Source organism: Winogradskyella damuponensis (assembly GCF_039538385.1).
Taxonomy (GTDB): Bacteria; Bacteroidota; Bacteroidia; order Flavobacteriales; family Flavobacteriaceae; genus Winogradskyella; species Winogradskyella damuponensis.
In genome coordinates this window covers 1-22,123 of the sequence record NZ_BAABCB010000027.1, presented here as the reverse complement: position 1 = coordinate 22,123, position 22,123 = coordinate 1, and the positions used below count along the sequence as shown (strand labels likewise).

Here is a 22,123-nt window from a genome sequence, read left to right as displayed (position 1 = left end):
GTTAAGTTTTAATTTGTTGCCACGTAGATAGGACCTGAAAACGGTGCTAAACCACTATTTTTTACATTAATAATATAATAATATGTACCAGTTGGAACTTTTCCAGAACCTCCTACAGATGAGCCATGAGCTTCACCACCCCAATCATTTTTATAATTGTTGGATTTATATATTTGCGCTCCCCAACGGTTAAATATTTGTAACTCTATAACAAAACCACATTGTTCTATAGAATCTACAGTAAAGTAATCGTTAATATTATCTCCATTTGAAGTAACGGTTTTAGAAATCACAACATTATCTGCAGAACTACAAGGTAATACTAAACAGTCGTCATCTATAGTTACATTAACTTCTACTTCTTTAGGACATGGTCCTTCAGTAATAGCGTATAAGAAGGTGTATACACCAACATCTGCAGTAGAAGGGTCAAAGTAACTTCCATTTAATGTTGTGTCTCCTGCTATAACACTCCATGTACCATCCATGCTAAAGTCTCCAGATAGTAATTCAAATAAATCGAATTCAATATCAAGGACACATCTAAAGCCTTCTTGTACATTAATAACATTACTGATTTCTACGGCAATATTTTGAGTGTATAATGCTTGGTTACCACAATCGTCTGTAACGGTCCAAGTTCTCACTATATTATAATCTTCAAAATCATTTTCTTGATATGATACTTCTTCGTATTCAACATTAATATCATTTGAACATGAATCTTCAAATCCTAAACTTGGTTTTACAGGAATATCATCACATGCAACAGTTATGTTTTCATCAAATGCAGTAACAAGCGTTGGTGCTGAAGTATCTTGAACAGATATAAATTGCGTGTGTACAGCTTCAATTCCACAACTGTCAGTAGCTGTCCATGTACGTTCTATAATGTAATATCCTATACAATCTCCGTTTGTAATCTCTTCTTGAAAAGTAACCTCAGCTGTACCACAATTATCGGTAGCAGTTAATGTTTCTGCAGTTGGTACGTCATCACATTCTACAGTAATATCTGCAGGTAACGTTTCATTAAATGATGGTGCAGTTGTGTCTTGAACAGTAATGGTTTGAACAAATGTTGTTGTATTGTCACAATCATCTGTCAATGACCAAGTACGTGTAATTATAGACTCATTTGGACAATTTCCTTCTGCAGTACTATCTGTAAATACAGCTTCTAAATCTGTTGCACAGTTATCTGATTCGTCAGTAACATCACCTGTAAGTGTGACATCTGTAATGTCAATATCACATTCAACAGTAATATCTGCAGGAACAGAGAATGTAGGAACAGTTGTATCTTGAACCGTAATTGTTTGGATAGCAGTTGTAGTATTATCACAATCATCAGTTAATGACCAAGTACGTGTAATAATAGACGCACTTGGGCAACTGCCTTCAGCGACACTATCTGTATACGTTGCTTCCAGTTCTGAAGAACAGTTATCTGTTACGTCTGTTACATCACCCGTTAGTGTTAAATCTGTAGCGTCTGCATCACATTCAATAGTGATATCAGCAGGAACACTAAAAGTAGGTGGGGTACTGTCTTGAATAGTAATGGTCTGTACAAAAGTTGTCGTATTATCACAATCGTCAGTTAATGACCAAGTACGTGTGATTATAGAAGTACCTGGGCAACTACCATCAGCAACGCTATCTGTAAAAATGGCATCTAGTCCAGTAGAGCAATTGTCTGCTTCGTCTGTGACATCTCCCGTTATAGTCAAGTCTGTAGCATCCGCATCACATTCTATTGTAATGTCATTAGGCACAGAGAATGTTGGTGCTGTACTATCTTGAACTGTTATAGTTTGAACAAAAGAGGTCGCGTTATCGCAATCATCAACTAATAACCATGTACGTGTAATGATTGAAGAATTAGGACAGTCTCCGTCAATAACATTGTCTGTAAATGTAGCCTCAAGTTCTGTTGAACAATTATCAGTTTCATCAGTAACATCACCCGTTATAGTTAAGTCTGTAGTATCTATATCACATTCAATTGTAATATCTTCAGGAACAGTAAATGTTGGTGGTGTAGAGTCTTGAACAGTAATAATTTGATCTTCAGAAACTGAATTCCCACAAGCATCAGTTGCAGTCCATGTTCTTATAATTGTTTTAGTTGTGCCACAAGCATCGGTTTCGCTATCACTGTAAGTAATTGTGGCAGTAATATTACATTCGTCTATAGCTTTACCCATTCCTGTATTGTCAGGACTAGAATCTTCATTACATTCTATTGTAACATCAAGAGGAATTGTTAATAATGGTGCTTGTGTATCTATCAATGAATATGTAGCAGAAGTTGTTGCTGCATTTCCACATTCATCAGTTGCTGTAAATGTTACAGTAATAGCGCCATTTTCACAATCAATGTCTGTATTAGAGTCGTAATCGTTAGTCCAAGTAATTGTACTACAGTTGTCCGTAGCTGTTGCTCCTGCATTATTTGCAAGCCAATCTTCAAGAGTCCCAGCTAGAGTAATTCCACATTCAATACTGATGTTTTCTACTGCAGATTCATCAATGTTTGGTGCTGTAGTATCTTGAATTGTAATGGTCTGTACAAAAGTTGTTGTATTGTCACAACTGTCAGTTAACGACCAAGTACGTGTAATAATAGAGCTACTTGGGCAACTACCGTCTGCAATACTATCAGTAAAAATAGCTTCAAGTCCTGTAGAACAGTTGTCCGATTCGTCAGTTACATCACCAGTAAGGGTTAAGTCTGTTGCATCTTCATCACATTCTATTGTAATATTTGCAGGAACAGAAAACGTAGGCGGTGTTGTATCTTCTATAGTTAATGTTGCGTCTATAGTTGTTGTATTTCCACAATCATCAGCTACTGTATACTGTATTGTAATTGTACCACCAGATCCACAAGTAGGCACTAGGTTATTAAAGTCATAATTGGAAGTTACTATGTTTGTTGGCTCTGTGTCACAAGTATCAGTACCACATGTTTCAAGCGCAGCGATATTGGCCGCATTCCATGTTATAACAACACTTTCTGTATCAGAACCATCACATTCTATAGTTTCGTCTGCGACATTACATGCTGATAAATCAGGACCCGTTGTGTCTTCAATGGTAAGTGTAGCGCTTAACGTACTTGCGTTACCTGTTGCATCTGTTAACGTGTAGATTACAGTGATTGTACCACTAGCCCCACAATTAGTAACTAGATTATCAAAGTTGTAATCTGAAGTTATTGTAATGTTATTATCACAAGCATCAGTTGCACAATTTTCTAACGCTAAAATATTAGCAGTATTCCATGCATTAGCAAGTGTTTCATTATCAGCGCCACTACATTCAAAAGTTTCATCTAGAACAGCACAATTAGATGTATCTGGAGGTGTTGTGTCTTTGATTAATTCAGTTGTAGTTTGAGATGTTGCAGTTACATTTGATCCATTTACTACTTCTTCGGCATTTACAGTTGCACTATTAATAACTTCAGTAGCATCTATATCTGCTTGAGTAATTAAATATGTTGCACTATATATCCAAGTCTCATTTGGATCTAATTGGTTATCGTTGTCTGTATCACCAGAAACAAATGCAATGCTTATAGAAGGTGTTGCATTGTCTAATAAAGAATCGGTAATAATTACATTTTCTAATGCTACATCTCCAGAGTTAATCACTGTAAATGTATAAGTTATGGTTTCATCAATTTCAGTACAATCGTTTCCGTTGTCGTTATTGAATACTCCAGTTTTTATAAGCTGTATACCAGATTCGTTACAAAGTGTTACATCTGGATTATTAGCATCTATAATATAGGTATCAGTTGCTTGAACAGGTGTAGTTCCATCGGGTTGTAAGCCATTAACTGTTACATTATTTGTAATGTTTCCAGCATCTACATTTGCCTGAGTTATTGTATAGTCCGGAGCGGTGAATATCCAAGTTTCAGAAGGGTCAAGAACACTATCACCATCATCACCAGTAAGTGTTAAAGAAGCTGTAATATCACCACCTAATAAATCGTCAGTAATTGTAATAGAATTAATAGATACATCACCATTATTAGTTACAGTGAAAGTATAAGTGACTATATCTCCTTCGCCAACACAACCACTAGCTGTACTAGAAGCTGCTTTTACGATTTCAATACTACCATTATCACAAAGTGTTACATCTGGATTATTCGCATCAATAATATAGGTGTCAGTTGCTAGAACAGATGTTGTTCCGTCAGGTTCTAGTCCGCTAACTGTTACATTATTAGTAATGCTTCCTGCATCTACGTTGTCTTGAGTTATAGTATAATTAGGTGCTGTGAATATCCATGTTTCAGAAGGATCAAGGATACCATCACCATTATCACCAGTAAGCGTAAGTGAATCAGTGATATTGCCACCTAATAAATCATCAATAACTGTTACAGTATTAATAAGGATATCACCAGAATTAGTTACTGTAAATGTGTAAGTTATTGTATCACCAGCAGCAACACAATCAGTACTATTACTAGATGCAGATTTTACGATACTAAGTCCTGCAACACCGTCAATAGTGATATAAACAGTTGCTTGATCACAAGCCATAGGGGTTCCATTATCACAAATTGTGTAAATAAAAGAGTCTGTTCCAGAATATCCAGCATTAGGAGTGTAGGTAAACTCACCAGTATTAGGGTCAATATTTACAGTAACACCTTGAGTGGTTATAACCGTTGTAGATGTCACAGTTTGTATATCGTCTTCAATATCATTGTCATTTAATAATACATTTCCTATTAAAACACTAGTTGGAGTAAGGTGATAGGCATCATCATTAGCATTAGTTGTATTAGCCATGCTAGTATCTTGAACAGTTACAGTTACTGTTGCTGTATCACAAAGTTGAGGATTGCCATCATCACATATCGTATATGTAAACGTATCTTCTCCTGTAAATCCATCATTAGGAGTATAAGTAATTGTCCCATTATTATTTACTGTAATTGTTCCATTAGAAGGATTTGTAGTTCCTGTAATAGTAATTGGGTCAGTATCGGGATCAAAATCATTAGCAAGAATTACAATAGCAATAGAAGTTCCTTCTGGAGTTGTTGCTGTATCTGCATTAGCAATTGGCGGTTCATTTTCAGTACTGCTTTCAGGTAATACTTCAATATAAACGATAGCGGAGTCACAGGCTTGAGGATTACCATCATCACAGATCGTGTACTCAAACGTATCCTCACCAATAAATCCAGGGTTAGGTGTGTATGTGTATGATCCATTATCATTAATTACGACATTTCCATTAGTAGGATTAGTATTAGCAGTTACTATTTGATTATCTCCTTCATAATCTTCGTCATTAGTTAGAACATTTCCGGTAACTGATTGATTAACAAAAGTATTGTTAATATCAGCAATGGCATCTGTACAGTTTGAAAGAATATTAATAGTTACCGTTTCGGTACATCCATTAGCATCCTTAACAATAACAGAGTAATCCCCTTCAATAAGGTTTGTGAAAGTTCCATTTGTTAAAAAGTTATTTCCATTATCAATAGAGTATGTGTAAGGTGATGTACCCCCAGTTCCTTCTATTGTAAATTGACCTAAGCTTCCACAAAGGATATCTGTTTGTGTTGATATCGAAGCCGATAAACTTGTATTAGGTTGTGTAATTTCAATCACCTGTTCAACAGGGTCACAAGACGAACCATCCATAATTACGCTAACAGTGTATGTACCTGCAATTACATTAGATAACGTGCTGTCTTCAGCACCTGTATCTACTTGACCATTAGACCATGTAAATGTAAAAGTAGCTGTTGGATTAATAACAGAGCTCGCCGAAACCGTAGCGGCACCTGTAGCGTCACCAAAACAAAGTACATTAGTTATATTATCAGTAGTTGTAGCAGTGTCACAATCGTCAGTACAACTAATCGTAATCGTTTGTGAGGTTGTACAACCATTGTCATCAGTAATAATAACCGTATGATCACCAACAGGTAGGTTAGTAGCCGTCATTGTTGTTTGGTTATTAGCAGAAGCCGACCATTGATATGAGTAAGGCGCATTTCCACCAGTAGATAAGGCTGTCGCTGTTCCATCATCACAGCCTTGAGCCGATGTTGCGTTTACTTTATTTATAGATACACTTAAAGCATTAGGTTCTGTAATTTCAACCTCATGTACAACAGGATCACAAGATGAGCCATCCATAACTACGCTAACGGTGTAGGTACCTGCAATTACATTAGATAATGTACTGTATTCAACACCAGTATCTACTTGTCCATTAGACCATGTAAATGTAAATGTTGCTGTAGGTTTAATAACCGAACTCGCTGAAACTGTAGCAGCACCTGTAGCATCACCAAAACAAAGCACATTAGTTATATTATCAGTAGTTGTAGCAGTATCACAATCGTTGGTACATGTGATTCTAATACTTTTTACTGTTTTACAGCCATTAGCATCTATTACAACAACTGAATGGTTACCTACAGGTAAATTAGTAGCTGTAGCTGTTATTTGATTATCTGCGGAAGCAGACCATTCATAAGTATAAGGTGCAATACCACCTGTAACTGTAGCTGTTGCTGTTCCATCATCACAGCCTTGAGCTGAAGTTGCATCTACTTTATCTATAGAGACATTTAAGGCGCTAGGTTGTGTAATTTCAATCTCCTGTTCAACAGGATCACAAGACGAGCCATCCATAGTTACGCTAACAGTGTATGTGCCTGCAATTACATTAGATAACGTGCTGTCTTCAGCACCTGTATCTACTTGACCGTTAGACCATGTAAATGTGAAAGTTGCTGTTGGATTAATAACCGAACTCGCAGAAACCGTAGCTTCACCAGTTGCACTATTAAAGCAAAGTACATTAGTTATGTTGTCAGTAGTAATAGCAGTATCACAATCGTCAGTACAACTAATAGTAATCGTTTGTGAGGTTGTACAGCGATTATCATCAGTAATAATAACAGTATGGTCTCCTACAGATAAGTCCGTAGCAGTAGCTGTTGTTTGGTTATTAGCAGAAGCCGACCATTGGTAAGTATAAGGAGCATTGCCACCAGTAATTGTCGCTGTTGCTGTTCCATTATCACAGCCTTGAGCTGAGGTTGCATTCACTTGATCAATCGATAAACTAAAAGCAGTAGGTTCAGATATTGTATATGATTTTGTAGAAGTACATCCATTAGCATCTGTTACTGTCACAGAATGAACACCGGCAGGTATATTGGTTAAATCTTGACTTGTAGCTCCAGTACTCCAAGAATAAGAATAAGGAGGCAGACCACCAGTTACATTTATATCAATAGCACCTGTGGTTTGCCCAAAGCAATTTACATCGGTTTTCGAATTTAGGGTTATTGAAAGAACAGACTGATTAACATTAATAACTTGCGTATGCTCAATATCATTTCCGCAATCATCTTCGGCTGTCCAATTTCTTTCAATGGCATAAGAGGTATCACATTTATTACCAATTAATGTTTCTGAAAAGACAACATCAATATTATCATCACAATTATCAGATGCTGTTAAAATTGAAGCTGTTGGAATACTGCTTGAATCTACAGTAATATTTGTTGGTAAGCTTTCGTTAAAGCTAGGGTCTGTAGTATCGATTACTGTAATGTTTTGCGATACTGATGATGAATTTCCACAATCATCAATAAACGTCCAAGTTCTTAATATAGAGGTATGACAAGGGTTAGAATCATCTACATTATCTACTCCTGTAACAGTTATATTGTCCATACAATTATCAGTAGCAGTTAATGGACCAGGATTAGGAACTTCATCAATACATTGAAAAGTTAAATCATCAGGAGCATTAGGCGCAACAGGCTTAGTAGTATCTATACTATTAAATGTAGCGGTTGTAGATGTTGAGTTACCACAATCATCTGTAGCTGTAAAAGTTACTGTGGCAGATCCTGTTTCACCACAACCATCAGATAGAGATGTGAAATTATGCGACCAAGTAATTGTAGAACAAAGATCAGTAGCAGAGGCACCACCGTTTGTAGCAAGCCAAGTTATAATATCTTCAGTTACTCCACCGTCAATATTACATTCAATAGATTGATCAGATGCAGGATTTGTTATTACAGGAGGTGTTGTATCTTGAATGATATATGTTGCTCTTGTTTTTGATGCATTACCACAATCGTCAGTAGCTGTAAAGGTTACAGTTATTCCTCTGTTCTCACAATCTACGTCAGTATTCATAACGAAATCGTTAGACCATGTTACATTACCACAAGTATCCGAGGCAACAGCACCACCATTATTATCTAACCAATCTTGCAATGTTCCTTCTGGAGTTATACCACATTCAATCATTATTTGAGAAGCAGGTATATCTATTGTAGGAGGCGTTGTGTCTTCTATAGTTATGATTTGATTTAATGACGTACTGTTACCACACTCATCAGTAGCAGTCCAGGTTCTTGTAATTTTTTCTGTATTGCCACAATCAGCAACCGAGGTATCATTATAAGAAATTGTTACGTTACCACAAGAGTCAATTCCTGTAGCTGTACCAGTAGCAGTAGGATCAATAGAACTAGAACATTCTATAGTAATATCACTAGGGATAGTTAGATTAGGAGCTGTTGTATCGATAAGGTTAATGGTCTGTACATGTGTTGTTGTATTATTACAATCATCAGTCAGAGACCAAGTACGTCTAATTGTTTTTGTATTACCACAGTTATTATTAGTTACGTTATCTGTATATGTTGCATTTAGCCCAGAAGAACAGTTGTCTTTTTCGTTGGTAACATCACCGGTAATCGCCAGATTATTAATGTCTACACCACATTCGATGTCTAAATCAGCAGGTGCTGTAAATGTAGGTGCTGTAGTATCAGCTACTGTGATATTTTGCGATACTGAAGACGAATTTCCACAATTATCAACAAATGTCCATGTTCTTTCAATAACTATACGACATGGATTAGAGTCATTTATATTATCAACTCCAGTAACAGTAATATTGTTCATGCAATTATCAGTAGCTGTTAATTGACCAGGTCTAGGAACTTCATCAATACATTGTAAGGTTAAATCGTCTGGAGCATTAGGAACTACAGGGTTAGTGGTATCACTATTACTAAATGTAGCGGTTGTAGATGTTGAGTTACCACAACCATCTGTAGCTGTAAAAGTTACTGTAGCAGAGCCTGTGTCACCACAACCACCAGAAAGGGCGGTGAAATTATTAGTCCAAACAATTGCAGAACAATCGTCAGTAGCAGTAGCACCACCATTAGAGTTTAACCAAGCTTGAATACTTTGAGCTGCATTACTATCAATACTACATTCAACGGTTTGATTAGATGCAGGAATTGTTATTACTGGAGGTGTTGTATCTTGAATGGTATATGTTGCACTTGTTGTTGCTGTGTTACCACAAGCGTCAGTTGCTGTAAATATAACTGTTGTAGATGCAGTACAATCTGAAACCCCATCATTATAATTATTAGACCATTTTACATTACCACAAGTATCCGAAGCAACAGCACCACCATTATTATCTAACCAAGCTTGCAAAGTTCCACTAGGCGTTACGCCACATTCAATCATTATATCAGAAGCTGGTGTATCTATTGTAGGAGGTGTTGTATCTTCTACAGTTATGATTTGATTAAGTGATTTAGTGTTACCACAGTCATCAGTCGCAGTCCAAGTTCTTTTTATTTTTTCTGTATTACCACAATTAGCAACCGACGTATCATTATAAGAGATTGTTACATTACCACAAGAGTCACTTCCTGTAGCTGTACCAGTAGCAGAAGGGTCTGTAGGATCTGTACATTCTAAAGTAACATCGCTAGGGATAATTAAAGTAGGAGCTGTTGTATCAACAACGTTAATGGTTTGTACATGTGTTGTTGTATTATTACAATCATCAGTTAGAGACCAAGTACGTGTAATTTTTTCTGTGTTGGTACAGTTACCATTAGTTACACTATCTGTATATGTTGCATTTAGCCCAGAAGAGCAGTTGTCTTTTTCGTCTGTAACATCACCAGTGATGCTAAGGTTGTTAGGATCAACACCACATTCGATATTTAAATCGGCAGGCACCGTAAATGTAGGTGCTGTAGTATCTGCTACAGTGATATTTTGCGAGACAGAAGACGAATTTCCACAGTCATCAACAAATGTCCATGTTCTTACAATAGTTGTATGACAAGGATTAGAATTATCAATATTATCAACTCCTGTAACAGTTATATTAGTCATACAGTTATCACTAGCCGTTAATGTACCAGGACTAGGAACTTCATCAATACATTGCAAGGTTAAATCGGCTGGAGCATTAGGAACGACAGGATTAGAGGTATCAGTATTACTATATGTAGCGGTTGTAGATGATGAGTTACCACAACCATCTGTAGCTGTAAAAGTTACTGTAGCAGAGCCTGTTTCGCCACAACCACCAGAAAGAGTAGTAAAATTATTAGTCCAAACAATTGCAGAACAATCATCAGTAGCAGTAGCACCACCATTAGAGTTTAGCCAAGCTTGAATACTTTGAGTTGCATTACTATCAATATTACATTCAACTGATTGGTCAGATGCAGGGTTTGTTATTACTGGAGGTGTTGTATCTTGAATGGTGTATGTTGCGCTTGTTGTTGCTGTATTACCACAAGCGTCAGTAGCTGTAAATATAACTGTTGTAGATGCTGAACAATCTGAAACTCCATCATCATAGTTATTAGACCATTTTACATTTCCACAAGTATCCGAGGCAACAGCACCACCATTATTATTTAACCAAGCTTGTAAAGTTCCATCAGGAGTTACACCACATTCAATAATGATATCAGAAGCAGGCGTATCTATTGTAGGAGGTGTTGTGTCTTTTACAGTTATGAATTGATTTCGCGATCTAGTGTTACCACAGTCATCAGTAGCAGTCCAAGTTCTTTTTATTTTTTCTGTATTACCACAATTAGCATACGACGTATCATTATAGGAGATTGTTACATTACCACAAGAGTCACTTCCTGTAGCTGTACCAGTAGCAGAAGGGTCTGTAGGGTCTGTACACTCTACAGTAACATTACTAGGAATAATTAAAGTAGGAGCTGTTGTATCAACAACGTTAATGGTTTGTACATGTGTTGTTGTATTATTACAATCATCAGTCAGAGACCAAGTACGTCTAATAGTTTCTGTGTTGGTACAGTTACCATTAGTTACACTATCTGTATATGTTGCATTTAACCCAGTAGAGCAGTTGTCTTTTTCGTCTGTAACATCACCAGTGATGCTAAGGTTGTTAGGGTCAACACCACATTCGATATTTAAATTTGCAGGCACCGTAAATGTAGGAGCTGTAGTATCTGCTACAGTGATATTTTGCGACACAGAAGACGAATTTCCACAATCATCAACAAATGTCCATGTTCTTACAATAGTTATATGACAAGGATTAGAATTATCAATATTATCAACTCCTGTAACAGTTATATTAGTCATACAATTATCACTAGCTGTTAATTGCCCAGGACTAGGAACTTCATCAATACATTGCAAGGTTAAATCGGCTGGAGCTTTATGAGCGACAGGATTAGAGGTATCAGTATTACTAAATGTAGCGGTTGTAGATGTTGAGTTACCACAACCATCTGTAGCTGTAAAAGTTACTGTAGCAGAGCCTGTTTGACCACAACCACCAGAAAGAGCGGTGAAATTGTTAGTCCAAATAATCGCCGAACAATCGTCAGTAGCAGTAGCACCACCATTAGTATTTAGCCAAGCTTGAATACTTTGAGGTGCATTATTATCAATATTACATTCAACTGATTGGTCAGATGCAGGATTTGTTATTACTGGAGGTGTTGTATCTTGAATAGCATAAGTTGCGCTTGTTGTTGTTGAATTTCCGCAATCGTCAGTAGCTGTAAATATAACTGTCTTGGAAGAAGAACAATCAGATACTCCATCGTTATAATTATTTGACCATGTTACATTTCCACAAGTATCCGAGGCAACAGCACCACCATTATTATCTAACCAAGCTTGTAAAGTTCCATCAGGAGTTACACCACATTCAATAATGATATCAGAAGCAGGCGTATCTATTGTAGGAGGTATTGTGTCAATAACAGTAATTAATTGAGTAACATTAATTGAATTTCCACATTCATCTGTAACACTATATGTTCTTGTAATTGTTTCAGGACAAGATGAATTATTTGAAACATCCGAAATAAAAGTAACAATTGGATGCGCAGTAATATTATCTATTTCATCATCAACATCTTCTATATTGTATTCGGGCACTTCATCTATACATTCAACACTTATAGGATCTAGATTGGAAGCTGTAGGCGCTTCAGTATCATTAGCCATGATATCGAAATTGACACTAACAGCACAATTATTAGAATCTGTTACTTCAACCGAATGATTACCAACGCTTAAACCACTAAAAGTATTTGAAGATTGTGAAGAACCACCATTTATAGTATAACTATACGGAGGATTTCCATTTGTGGCTAAAACGCTTACTGAACCATTTGAATCGTCAATACAGTCTGCATCTGATTTTGAATCAATAGAAGCTGCTAAATCAGAAATCATTAAATCTATGGAACCTGCAGGTGATGCACACAAGTCATAGGGATTGTAATAAAAGACGTAATAGGTACCAGGAGTACTAACAACAGTGTTGCTTAAATGTTCTGATGTATCTAAAGGATCAGGACTTGTGCTCCAAGTTAATTCAGAACCACCAGGACCTGCAGACGTTATATAAGAATTTAAGTCAACCGAAAAAGAATCACAAAAAACATCAATAGCGGTATTATCTATATCTATATTTTCTTCAGCAATAGTAGGAGGTACAGCATAGCCTTCAAGGCTTAGTCTTAATCCATCAACTAATACTACAGATCTTCCTGGGTCTTGAGTTTGATAAAAGACATTTACCATACCAGAACTATCAGACTGAAAAGTGATACAAACTGTTTCCCAAAAAGGGTCAATTTCTGTCCAACCACCTGGGTTTTGGAAAGGTCCAGTTGTTGCTGTTGATAAGCTAACTGGGAAATCTGATAAAGGGTGTATAGTTAAATCGTCATGAGTATAAGTTAATGGGTCGTTTATTTGTATTCCACCAGAATTAATACCAAAATTTAGATTTGGAATAAACTCAACAAAACTACCATTACTATTACTATAACGAGGAATAACAGCAATTTCAAAACAGACACGATAAGTTGCATTTGGGAGTACTTCTAAATTTTGCTCAATACCTTCAAATTTGTATGAAAAAATAGAAAACCCGCCTCCATCTGGAGAAGGAGATATAATTGCAGGTGTATCAATGTTAGCATTTACATTTGAATATGAAATGTATTGTCCTTCTGAATAATCTACTGTACCTTGATCATTCCAGCAATCGTAAATAACATCAGCAGAATAGGTACTTCCATCTACAGCTATTTGAAATTCTGGTGGCAACCCATTGTTATTCGGTGTTATATCAAGCGCATTAAAAGAACCGCAAGTAATTACATTACAAGTACCTACAGGATTAATTTCAGAGGATCTTTGATTATAACTTGAAAATGATTTATTATCATTATATATTTTGGCACGTTTTTTTAGTACCTCCATATAATTTTTCAATTCTACCTCGGATAATTTGGCTGTTTTAGGCCAATAATCAGATTCTTTTTCAAATTGTTCTTGTGCAAATCCATTATTTATAAATAATAATGAAACAACACTAATTGTTAATAACCAGAAAAAAGATAAAGTAAAGTTATTTTTCATATTTTATCGATATAACTTATCATGCAAATGATGCTGTTAAAACTAAATAGACCTAATACCATAGTTTAAAAAACTATAGCGAAAACTACTTGGTTGAAAACAACACAATTATTTGTTCTTTGTTAAATAAAAAGAGGGAAGTATTTTAACGTAAATGAAATATATAATGGATTAATATATTTTTTGATTTGGGGGCATTTACATTAAATTTACCTAACAAAAGAACTTATAACTATAATCATAAACAAACATTAGAGTTAAGGCGGCAATTTAATCGTTAAAAAGGAAATAAGCAACCTTTTATCGAAAAAAAATGCATTTAATCGATATTATATGAAAGAAATTATACTGATAAGACATGGCAAATCATCCTGGGAACATGATGTTACAGACCGAGAAAGGCCATTAAAAACAAGGGGTATTAATGATATTAAACTTGTTGCAAATCACTTTTTTAATAGCAACAGTGTTCCAGAAATTATTTTTTCAAGTCCAGCACGTCGGGCACTTAGTACCTGTGAGATTTTTATGAATACACTTAATATTGCTAAAGAACAGGTAGTTGTAGTGGAAGAGTTATATGATTTTGACGGGAGAAATGTTATAGATTTTATTAAAAATTTATCAAATGAATATAATGAAGTTATGATTTTTGGACACAACCATGCTTTCACATCAATTTCTAATATATTTGGGGATACTTTTATAGATAATCTTCCAACAAGCGGTTTGGTAAAACTTAAATTTGATATCAACGATTGGAACGATTTAAAAAAAGGAATTACAGAATTTATAATTATTCCAAAGGAATTAAAATAATGACAAAAGATAAAAACATATATATAAATAGGGAATTAAGTTGGTTAAAGTTTAATGAACGTGTGCTTCAAGAAGCTGCAGATAAAGAAGTCCCGCTTATAGAACGTCTAAGGTTTTTAGGAATTTTTTCAAATAATTTAGACGAATTCTTTAAAGTAAGATATGCAACTGTTAAGCGAATTTATGACGCAGGAAAAGGAGGTAAAAGTGAATTAGGTGGTATAAAAGCTGGAGATCTTTTAGAAGAAATAACTCAAGTTGTTATAGAGCAACAAAGTTACAGTTTAGAAATTCTTGATGAAATTGATAAAGAACTCGAAAAAGAGAATATTTATATAATTAATGAAACAGAAATAGATGAAGACCATCATGAGTTTATCAAGAACTATTTTTATCAAGAAATTAGTCCTGCTCTCGTCGTTATTATGCTTAATGAAGATGTAGCATTGCCAGAGCTTATGGATATTTCTGCTTATTTAACGGTAAAAATGTCAAGCTCAAAAGCTAAAGATCAGGTCGCTTTGATTGAGATTTCATCAACTATGAATCGTTTTGTTGTTTTACCAAGCAAAGGTGATAACAACTATATTATAATGGTAGATGATATATTAAGGTATTGTTTAGACGATATTTTTAACATCTTTCATTATGATAGTATTAGTGCACACATGATTAAAATCACAAGAGATGGCGAATTAGATTTTGATAGTGATTTAAGTAAAAGTTTTATAGATAAACTTTCCGAAAGTGTTAAGGATAGACAGAGCGGAGATCCTGTGAGGTTTGTTTATGATAAAAATATAGAAGAGAGTACTTTAAATTTTCTTTTGGATAGAATGGCTATTCATAAAAAAGAAAGCATTATTCCTGGTGGTCGTTATCATAATCGTAGGGATTATATGAATTTTCCAAGCTTAGGTAGGACAGATTTACTATACCAAAAAATAGAACCACTTCCTGTAAAAGGGCTGAGTTTAGAAGAAAGTATTTTTAAGACTATTGCTAAAAAAGACTATTTAGTATACACTCCTTATCACACCTTTTCTTATATCGTAAAATTTTTAAGAGAAGCCGCATTAGACCCTAATGTTAAAACCATAAAAATTACTATTTATAGATTAGCCCAGATTTCGCATGTTGCTAGTTCTTTAATTAATGCAGCAAAAAACGGAAAAAAAGTAACCGTATCAATAGAGCTTAGAGCACGTTTTGATGAAGCAGCAAATATTAATTATGCAGAGCAAATGCAAGATGAAGGAATTAAGATGCTCTTTGGGGTGACGGGTTTAAAAGTGCATTGTAAAATGTGTGTTATAGAACGTGAAGAAAATAAAAAGCTAGTAAGATATGGTTTTATTAGTACAGGTAACTTTAACGAGTCTACAGCAAAAATCTATACTGATTTTACATTGATGACCTCTAATTCTAAAATTCTAAAAGACATTAATAAAGTATTTGATTTTTTTGAAGTTAATTATAAGGTTAATAGATATAAGCACATTATTACATCTCCACATTATACTAAAACAAAAATATTTGCTTTAATAGATAAGGAAATAGAAAGTGCTAAAAGAGGAAAACCAGCTTATATAAAGTTGAAAATAAATAGTATAAGTAGCTATAAAATGATAGATAAATTATATGAAGCGAGTAGAGCAGGTGTAAAAATACAAATGATTGTTAGAGGTCTTTGCTGTTTGGTACCAGGAGTAAAGGGCATGAGTGAGAATATTGAAGTTATTAGTATTATTGATAAATTTTTGGAACATACAAGGTTATACATATTTTCTAACGAAAATGATCCAAAGATTTATATTTCTTCAGCAGATTGGATGACTAGAAATATAGACAATAGAGTAGAGGTAAGTTGTCCTATTTACGATGCAGATATTAAACAAGAGTTACAGTATTTGTATAATATATGTTGGAATGATAATGTAAAAGCACGTATAATTAACGAAAATCAAGACAATACTTATCGCAGAAATAATAAACCTAAAGTAAGAGCTCAATTTGATACGTATAAGTATTACTTAAATAAATTAGAAGGATAAAATAGAAGGATAAATTATAATTATGCTGAAGATACAGAAATATGCAGCCATAGATATCGGATCCAATGCTGTAAGGTTATTAATATCAAACATTATAGAATTAGATGACGAACCTGTAGTGTTTAAAAAAAATTCATTGGTACGTGTACCTATTAGATTAGGAGCAGATGTTTTTTTAAAAGGAGAAATATCAGAATATAACCAAGAACGAATGATAGACACTATGAAAGCTTTTAGTCTCATTATAAAAGCTCATGGTGTTACACGTTATAAAGCATGTGCTACATCTGCAATGAGAGAAGCTAAGAATAGTCCTGAGTTATCAGCAAAAATATTTGAAATTTGTGGTATTAATATAGAAATTATTGATGGTGAAGAAGAAGCTGCAATTATTGCTGCAACAGATTTAAATTCATTTATAAATCCAAATAAGACCTATCTCTATGTAGATGTTGGTGGCGGAAGTACGGAGTTTTCAATTATTCATAATGGTGAAAAAAAACAATCTAAATCTTTTAGAATAGGAACCGTAAGATTGTTAAACGATATTGTAAAAAATGAAACATGGCAAGATCTAGAGCGTTGGATTAAAAGTAATACCCAACAATATGATAAAATTGAACTTATTGGCTCTGGTGGTAACATCAATAAAATTTTTAAAATCTCAGGCAAAGATGTCGGTAAACCTTTAACCTATTTTTACCTTACGAGCTATTATAAAATGCTTCAAAATTATTCTTACGAAGAGCGTATTACAAAATTAAACTTAAACCAAGATAGGGCAGATGTTATTATTCCTGCTACTCGAATTTATTTGTCTGCAATGAAATGGAGTGGTGCAAAGGACATTTATGTACCCAAAATAGGACTTTCGGATGGTATTATAAAAAGCATGTATTATGAAACAGTTTCTAGTGTTGTCTTGTAATATTCAGGTATTGAAATTCCCATTTGTCCGATTTTTCTTTATTAAAATCTATTAATTCATTAGGTATTTTAGAATTTAATATATCTTCGTTATCTCAAATTTAAAATTATGAAAAAATATTTATTTTCCTTGTTATTTGTTTCTTTTGCAACTGTTTGTATGTCTCAAGATATTATGTACGGTGTACGAGGAGCGCTTAATGTATCAAATCTTGATTTTGAACCAGATGCTGAATTTGAAAACAAACACCGAAATGGATTTGCTTTTGGTGGATTTGTAGATTTTGGTTTTACAGAGAAAACATCATTATTGTTAGAATTGCAATGGTCTGCAGAAGGTGGAAAAGAAGAGGAGATTAGAGCAGATTATATTCACTTACCTATTTTATTGCGATTTTCTTTATCTGATCGTTTCATTTTAGGTGTAGGACCAAAAATAGGTCTAAAGACATGGAAAGCTAATGACTTATTTTCAACAGCTACTTTTTCTGGAGTTGCGGGATTAGAGTATATGGTTACAGATGAATTTTTTGTAGATGCTCGTTTATCTTACGGTGTTACAAATGTGATAGATCAAGATCTAAAAAAGCTAGAAGCTAAAAACCATGTCATACAATTTGGTTTTGGAATGAAACTTTAAAAATTGAAAAGAAGCTAAAAAAAATAGCACGATATAACAAAAAAGCCTTTCAAGTTAATTTGAAAGGCTTTTTTTATTTTTCTAAATAAGCTACTAAACTTATTTAGAAGCTTTATCTACTACAATTCTTTCGGTTCTATTAGCTACTTCCCAAGCTGTATAAAATACGAGACGTGTTCTGTTTTCTAATAAATCGTATTCAATTTTATCTGCCGTATCTGTTGGCTTATGGTAGTCGTCATGTGTACCATTAAAGTAAAATATTACAGGAATATTATTTTTAGCAAAGTTGTAGTGATCAGATCTGTAATAAAAACGGTTCGGGTCGTTTTCGTCGTTATAGGTATAATCTAATTCAATATTGGTGTACTTTGTATTAACAGCTTCAGATATATTATGTAAATCTGTACTTAATTTATCACTTCCAATTAAATAGATGTAGTTTCTATCTCCTTCAGTACGTTTAGGATCTATTCTACCAATCATATCTATGTTTAAGTCTGCAACAGTATTTTCTAAAGGGAAAATAGGATCATTATCTGTATAATGTTTAGAACCAAGAAGCCCTTTTTCTTCACCTGTAACATGTAAAAATAAGATAGAACGTTTTGGTCCATTACCTGCTTTTTCAGCCATTTTAAATGCTTCAGCAATTTCTAAAATAGCAACTGTACCAGAACCATCATCATCTGCACCATTATAAACTTGACCATCTTTAATACCTTCATGATCTAAATGTGCAGATATTACTAGAACTTCATCTGGTTTTTCAGAACCTTTAATAAAGGCAACAACGTTTTCAGATGTTATAGTTTCAGATTTGTTTTCAATGGCTAAATCCATTTTAGAGCTTAGAACTTTAGGTGTATCATCTTCTAAAATAGAAGGGTGTAATGCTTTAGCTAAATCTTCATTAATCATAAGCATTGTCATTGCTTCTTCGTTACTTTTTAAAGATAAACGTCCCGAAGCACCTGATTCTTCTTGTCTTTTAAAGAAAGGAGCATATCTAGAAAATAAATCATTATCCATTAATAATAAGCCTGTAGCACCATTTTCTTTTGCAGCTTCTCTTTTGCTAGACATTGCTTGGCGACCATTAGTCCATTTTGTCTCTTCCGTTGTGCCAGAAGTTACATAGTTACCATTTGCATCTTTAGGTTCTCCTGCTTTTACTAAAACGACTTTGCCTTTTGTATCTACATTTTTATAGTCCGAATACTTTTCTGTATCAATACCATAACCAACATACACTATGTCATTAATAGAAATGTTCATACTTTTAGAAACGGCTAATACAATATGGTGTTCAAAAGCATTGAAAGGTTTTCCATTAACACTTAATTTTGCTTTAGCTACTTTTTGTTTTTCTAAAGGGACTTCCTGAAAATAATCATCTTCACCTAAAGGTGTAGGAATTCCCATAGCGATGTACTGTTCTTTTAGATATTCAACAGCCATTTTCTGACCTTTTTCACCTGTTTCTCTTCCTTCAAATTCATCAGAAGCATATTTATATAACATGGTTTGTAATTCATCAGAAGTAATTGTTGATGCATATATAGAAGGGTCAACAATTTTTTCTTGAGTCGTTTTTTCTGAAGAAGCATTAGTTTTAGAAGAGGTTCCGCAACTTACAATTAAGCCAGAAACACAAAAAATTAACAATATTTTTTTCATTGAAGTATTCGTTAAATAGTTAGTTTATATGATTGTGTCTTTTTGACTTTAAAATAAGCCAAACGATAAAGCTACAAAAAAGGGAAGGCTTTAAGTTGCCGTTAAAATTCTTTTAACAAATTTTAACACTAGATAATTTCTTTCTTTAACGGTGTTTCTGAATTTGCTAAATACCAAGCCGTAGCGAAAATTAGCTTTGTGCGTTTAGCCAATAAAGGGTAGTTAATTTTATCTGCAGTATCTGTAGGCTTTGTGTAATCTTCGTGTTCTCCGTTAAAGAAAAAGATAACAGGAACGCCTTTTGTCGCAAAATTATAATGATCAGACCTGTAATAATAGCGGTTTGGATCTCTATCTTCATTATATTTATAATCAAGATTAAGATGTGTATAGGTTTCATTGGCTTTTTTGGCAATAAAATCTAGTTCTGTACTCATTTTATTTGAGCCAATAAGGTAAATGTAATTTTCATCATCTATATGTCTATTATCAACCCTACCAATCATATCTATATTTAAATTAGCAATAGCATTTTCCAATGGAAATACAGGGTTTTCTGTATAATATCTAGAGCCGTATAAACCAACTTCTTCAGCTGTGACATGTAAAAATACAATACTTCGTTTGGGGTGATAACCATCTTTCTTAGCCATACTAAATGCTTCAGCCATCTCTAAAACAGCCGAAGTCCCAGAACCATTATCATCAGCACCATTATAAATTTGTCCGTCAATAACGCCTTCATGGTCAGAATGGGCAGAAATGTATACGTATTCATCAGGAAATTCTGAACCTTTTATATAGGCGATAATGTTTTGAGAATCGTTTAAATCGTTTGGTAAAGCATCTTTTGGGACCTTTTGATAGTAATTTGGAGTGGGTTTTGGAGCACTAATATTGAGATTTTTATATTGTGTTCTAATATAATCACAAACTTGGTTGTGTCCTTCTTCACCAGTCATTCTACCATTATATTTATCCGAGGAAACTTCTTCTAGGTGTTGTTTTAGTTCTTGGACATTAATAGTATTTAAATATTTTTCTACAATAGTTTGATCTTTGTAAATTATGCTATTCTTGAGGTTGTTAATTTTTTCGCTATGTCTTATTTGAGCACAAGAACCAACAAGAATAAGTGCAGATGCAACTAATACTTTCATGTGTATAACTATTGTTTATATATGGTTACATTGTTCGCTATTTCCTTTTTTCTTTTAGGAAATAAAATTTTGAACCCGAATATTTTATGTAACTAATTGATTTTGGCAAAAATAAGATAAATAGACGTAATTTTTTCTTACAATTAGATCGAAATTTTATAAATCTTTTTCAGTTTTAGTGTCATTAAGAGTTTCTTTAACACCTTCTGTACTGATTTCATTGGGTTGTTCTGTATTGTCTATTTCAACAGTATCAACAACTCCTTTGTAAATGGTTATACTCAAAGAAATAATAACTAATAGAAATATATATTGAATAGTCTTAGTTTTGGTTTGTTCTTTTTTAGAAAGAAATAAAATAATAAGACCACATAAAAAGGCAATAATTATTGGAGTAACTGCTAAACTTGAAAATTTAGTAACGGATAAGATTGTAGCTACTATTGATGTGATTAGACCGAGGATAATAATAACTTTTCTCATACGCTTTTAATTTTTGTGCTAATTTAAAATAAAATAAGGCTTTGTTTAACAACATTGTTTCTTTTGTAAAAACAAAATGATGATAACGTTGATTCTAAGTTGTTTATTTATCTAAACAGATATTATGCCGAAAATTAAAATGGCGTATAAATATGATTGATTTAGGTTTTCAAATGGATGAATTTAAAATTTTTTAAAAAAACGACACAAAAACCTTTGGTTAAAAGAAAAAGGATTTTATATTTGCACCCGCTAAAGGAGAAATGGCAGAGTGGTCGAATGCGGCAGTCTTGAAAACTGTTGAGGGTCACACCTCCGGGGGTTCGAATCCCTCTTTCTCCGCAAAAGGAAGCCCATAACGTAAGTTATGGGTTTTTTGCGTTTAATAATCTGAACTTATTTTTATTAATATGAGTTAATCCAGGATCAAGATCAAGGGTCATTGCTAAAAGTGGATCAAGATCAATCTTTTGATAATGTAGATGTTGGTATTTTTAAAAGGGGATTGTTAAGGATCAAGATCAAAAGTTGTGTTTAAGCAAAGATTGTAGTTAATCTAAACAGAAAGAATTC

Annotated in this window: 8 protein-coding genes and 1 tRNA gene; 5 read left to right on the top strand and 4 right to left on the bottom strand. The window is 33.9% G+C overall.

Annotation, left to right across the window (positions count from 1 at the left end; all coding sequences use genetic code 11):
* Window positions 1-8: 8 nt before the first annotated feature.
* The gene (locus tag ABD730_RS13170; RefSeq protein ID WP_344715295.1) at window positions 9-13,787 is read right to left on the bottom strand and encodes an HYR-like domain-containing protein; all 13,779 of its coding nucleotides are present in this window, start codon (window positions 13,785-13,787) and stop codon (window positions 9-11) included.
* 333 nt (window positions 13,788-14,120) lie between these two features.
* On the opposite strand from ABD730_RS13170, the gene ABD730_RS13165 reads away from it, so the two are divergent.
* The 4 genes from ABD730_RS13165 (at window position 14,121) to ABD730_RS13150 (ending at window position 18,227) form a co-directional block, all read left to right on the top strand.
* Window positions 14,121-14,606 (top strand): SixA phosphatase family protein, encoded by a 486-nt coding sequence (locus ABD730_RS13165; protein ID WP_344715293.1) that lies wholly within the window; start codon window positions 14,121-14,123, stop codon window positions 14,604-14,606.
* A complete protein-coding gene (gene ppk1 / locus ABD730_RS13160; protein ID WP_334471027.1) occupies window positions 14,606-16,660 on the top strand; it encodes a polyphosphate kinase 1 in 2,055 nt (684 codons plus the stop codon). The genes ABD730_RS13165 and ppk1 overlap by 1 nt, the downstream gene beginning before the upstream one ends.
* A gap of 22 nt (window positions 16,661-16,682) precedes the next feature.
* Window positions 16,683-17,588, top strand: a complete 906-nt coding sequence (locus tag ABD730_RS13155; RefSeq protein WP_334471026.1) for a Ppx/GppA phosphatase family protein — start codon at window positions 16,683-16,685, stop codon at window positions 17,586-17,588.
* A gap of 108 nt (window positions 17,589-17,696) precedes the next feature.
* On the top strand, window positions 17,697-18,227 hold the full coding sequence (locus tag ABD730_RS13150; RefSeq protein WP_334471024.1) for a porin family protein: 531 nt from the start codon (window positions 17,697-17,699) through the stop codon (window positions 18,225-18,227).
* 99 nt (window positions 18,228-18,326) lie between these two features.
* On the opposite strand, the gene ABD730_RS13145 is transcribed toward ABD730_RS13150, so the two are convergent.
* The 3 genes from ABD730_RS13145 to ABD730_RS13135 all read right to left on the bottom strand — a co-directional run bounded on the left by ABD730_RS13145 (window position 18,327) and on the right by ABD730_RS13135 (window position 21,550).
* Entirely contained in the window at window positions 18,327-19,907 is a 1,581-nt protein-coding gene (locus ABD730_RS13145) for a M28 family metallopeptidase (protein WP_344715290.1), read from the bottom strand.
* A gap of 128 nt (window positions 19,908-20,035) precedes the next feature.
* A complete protein-coding gene (locus tag ABD730_RS13140) occupies window positions 20,036-21,067 on the bottom strand; it encodes a M28 family metallopeptidase (protein WP_344715288.1) in 1,032 nt (343 codons plus the stop codon).
* A 156-nt stretch (window positions 21,068-21,223) separates the two neighbouring features.
* Entirely contained in the window at window positions 21,224-21,550 is a 327-nt protein-coding gene (locus ABD730_RS13135; RefSeq protein ID WP_334471019.1) for a hypothetical protein, read from the bottom strand.
* Between the two features lie 257 nt (window positions 21,551-21,807).
* Between ABD730_RS13135 and ABD730_RS13130 the strand changes: the two genes are divergently transcribed.
* Window positions 21,808-21,892, top strand: a tRNA-Ser gene (locus tag ABD730_RS13130).
* The last annotated feature ends 231 nt before the right edge of the window (window positions 21,893-22,123 follow it).

Coding starts and splice junctions, on each gene's coding strand:
- ABD730_RS13155 (WP_334471026.1), top strand. CDS start 16,683: ATGCTGAAGATACAGAAATATGCAGCCATAGATATCGGATCCAATGCT.
- ppk1 (WP_334471027.1), top strand. CDS start 14,606: ATGACAAAAGATAAAAACATATATATAAATAGGGAATTAAGTTGGTTA.
- ABD730_RS13165 (WP_344715293.1), top strand. CDS start 14,121: ATGAAAGAAATTATACTGATAAGACATGGCAAATCATCCTGGGAACAT.
- ABD730_RS13135 (WP_334471019.1), bottom strand. CDS start 21,550: ATGAGAAAAGTTATTATTATCCTCGGTCTAATCACATCAATAGTAGCT.
- ABD730_RS13140 (WP_344715288.1), bottom strand. CDS start 21,067: ATGAAAGTATTAGTTGCATCTGCACTTATTCTTGTTGGTTCTTGTGCT.
- ABD730_RS13170 (WP_344715295.1), bottom strand. CDS start 13,787: ATGAAAAATAACTTTACTTTATCTTTTTTCTGGTTATTAACAATTAGT.
- ABD730_RS13145 (WP_344715290.1), bottom strand. CDS start 19,907: ATGAAAAAAATATTGTTAATTTTTTGTGTTTCTGGCTTAATTGTAAGT.
- ABD730_RS13150 (WP_334471024.1), top strand. CDS start 17,697: ATGAAAAAATATTTATTTTCCTTGTTATTTGTTTCTTTTGCAACTGTT.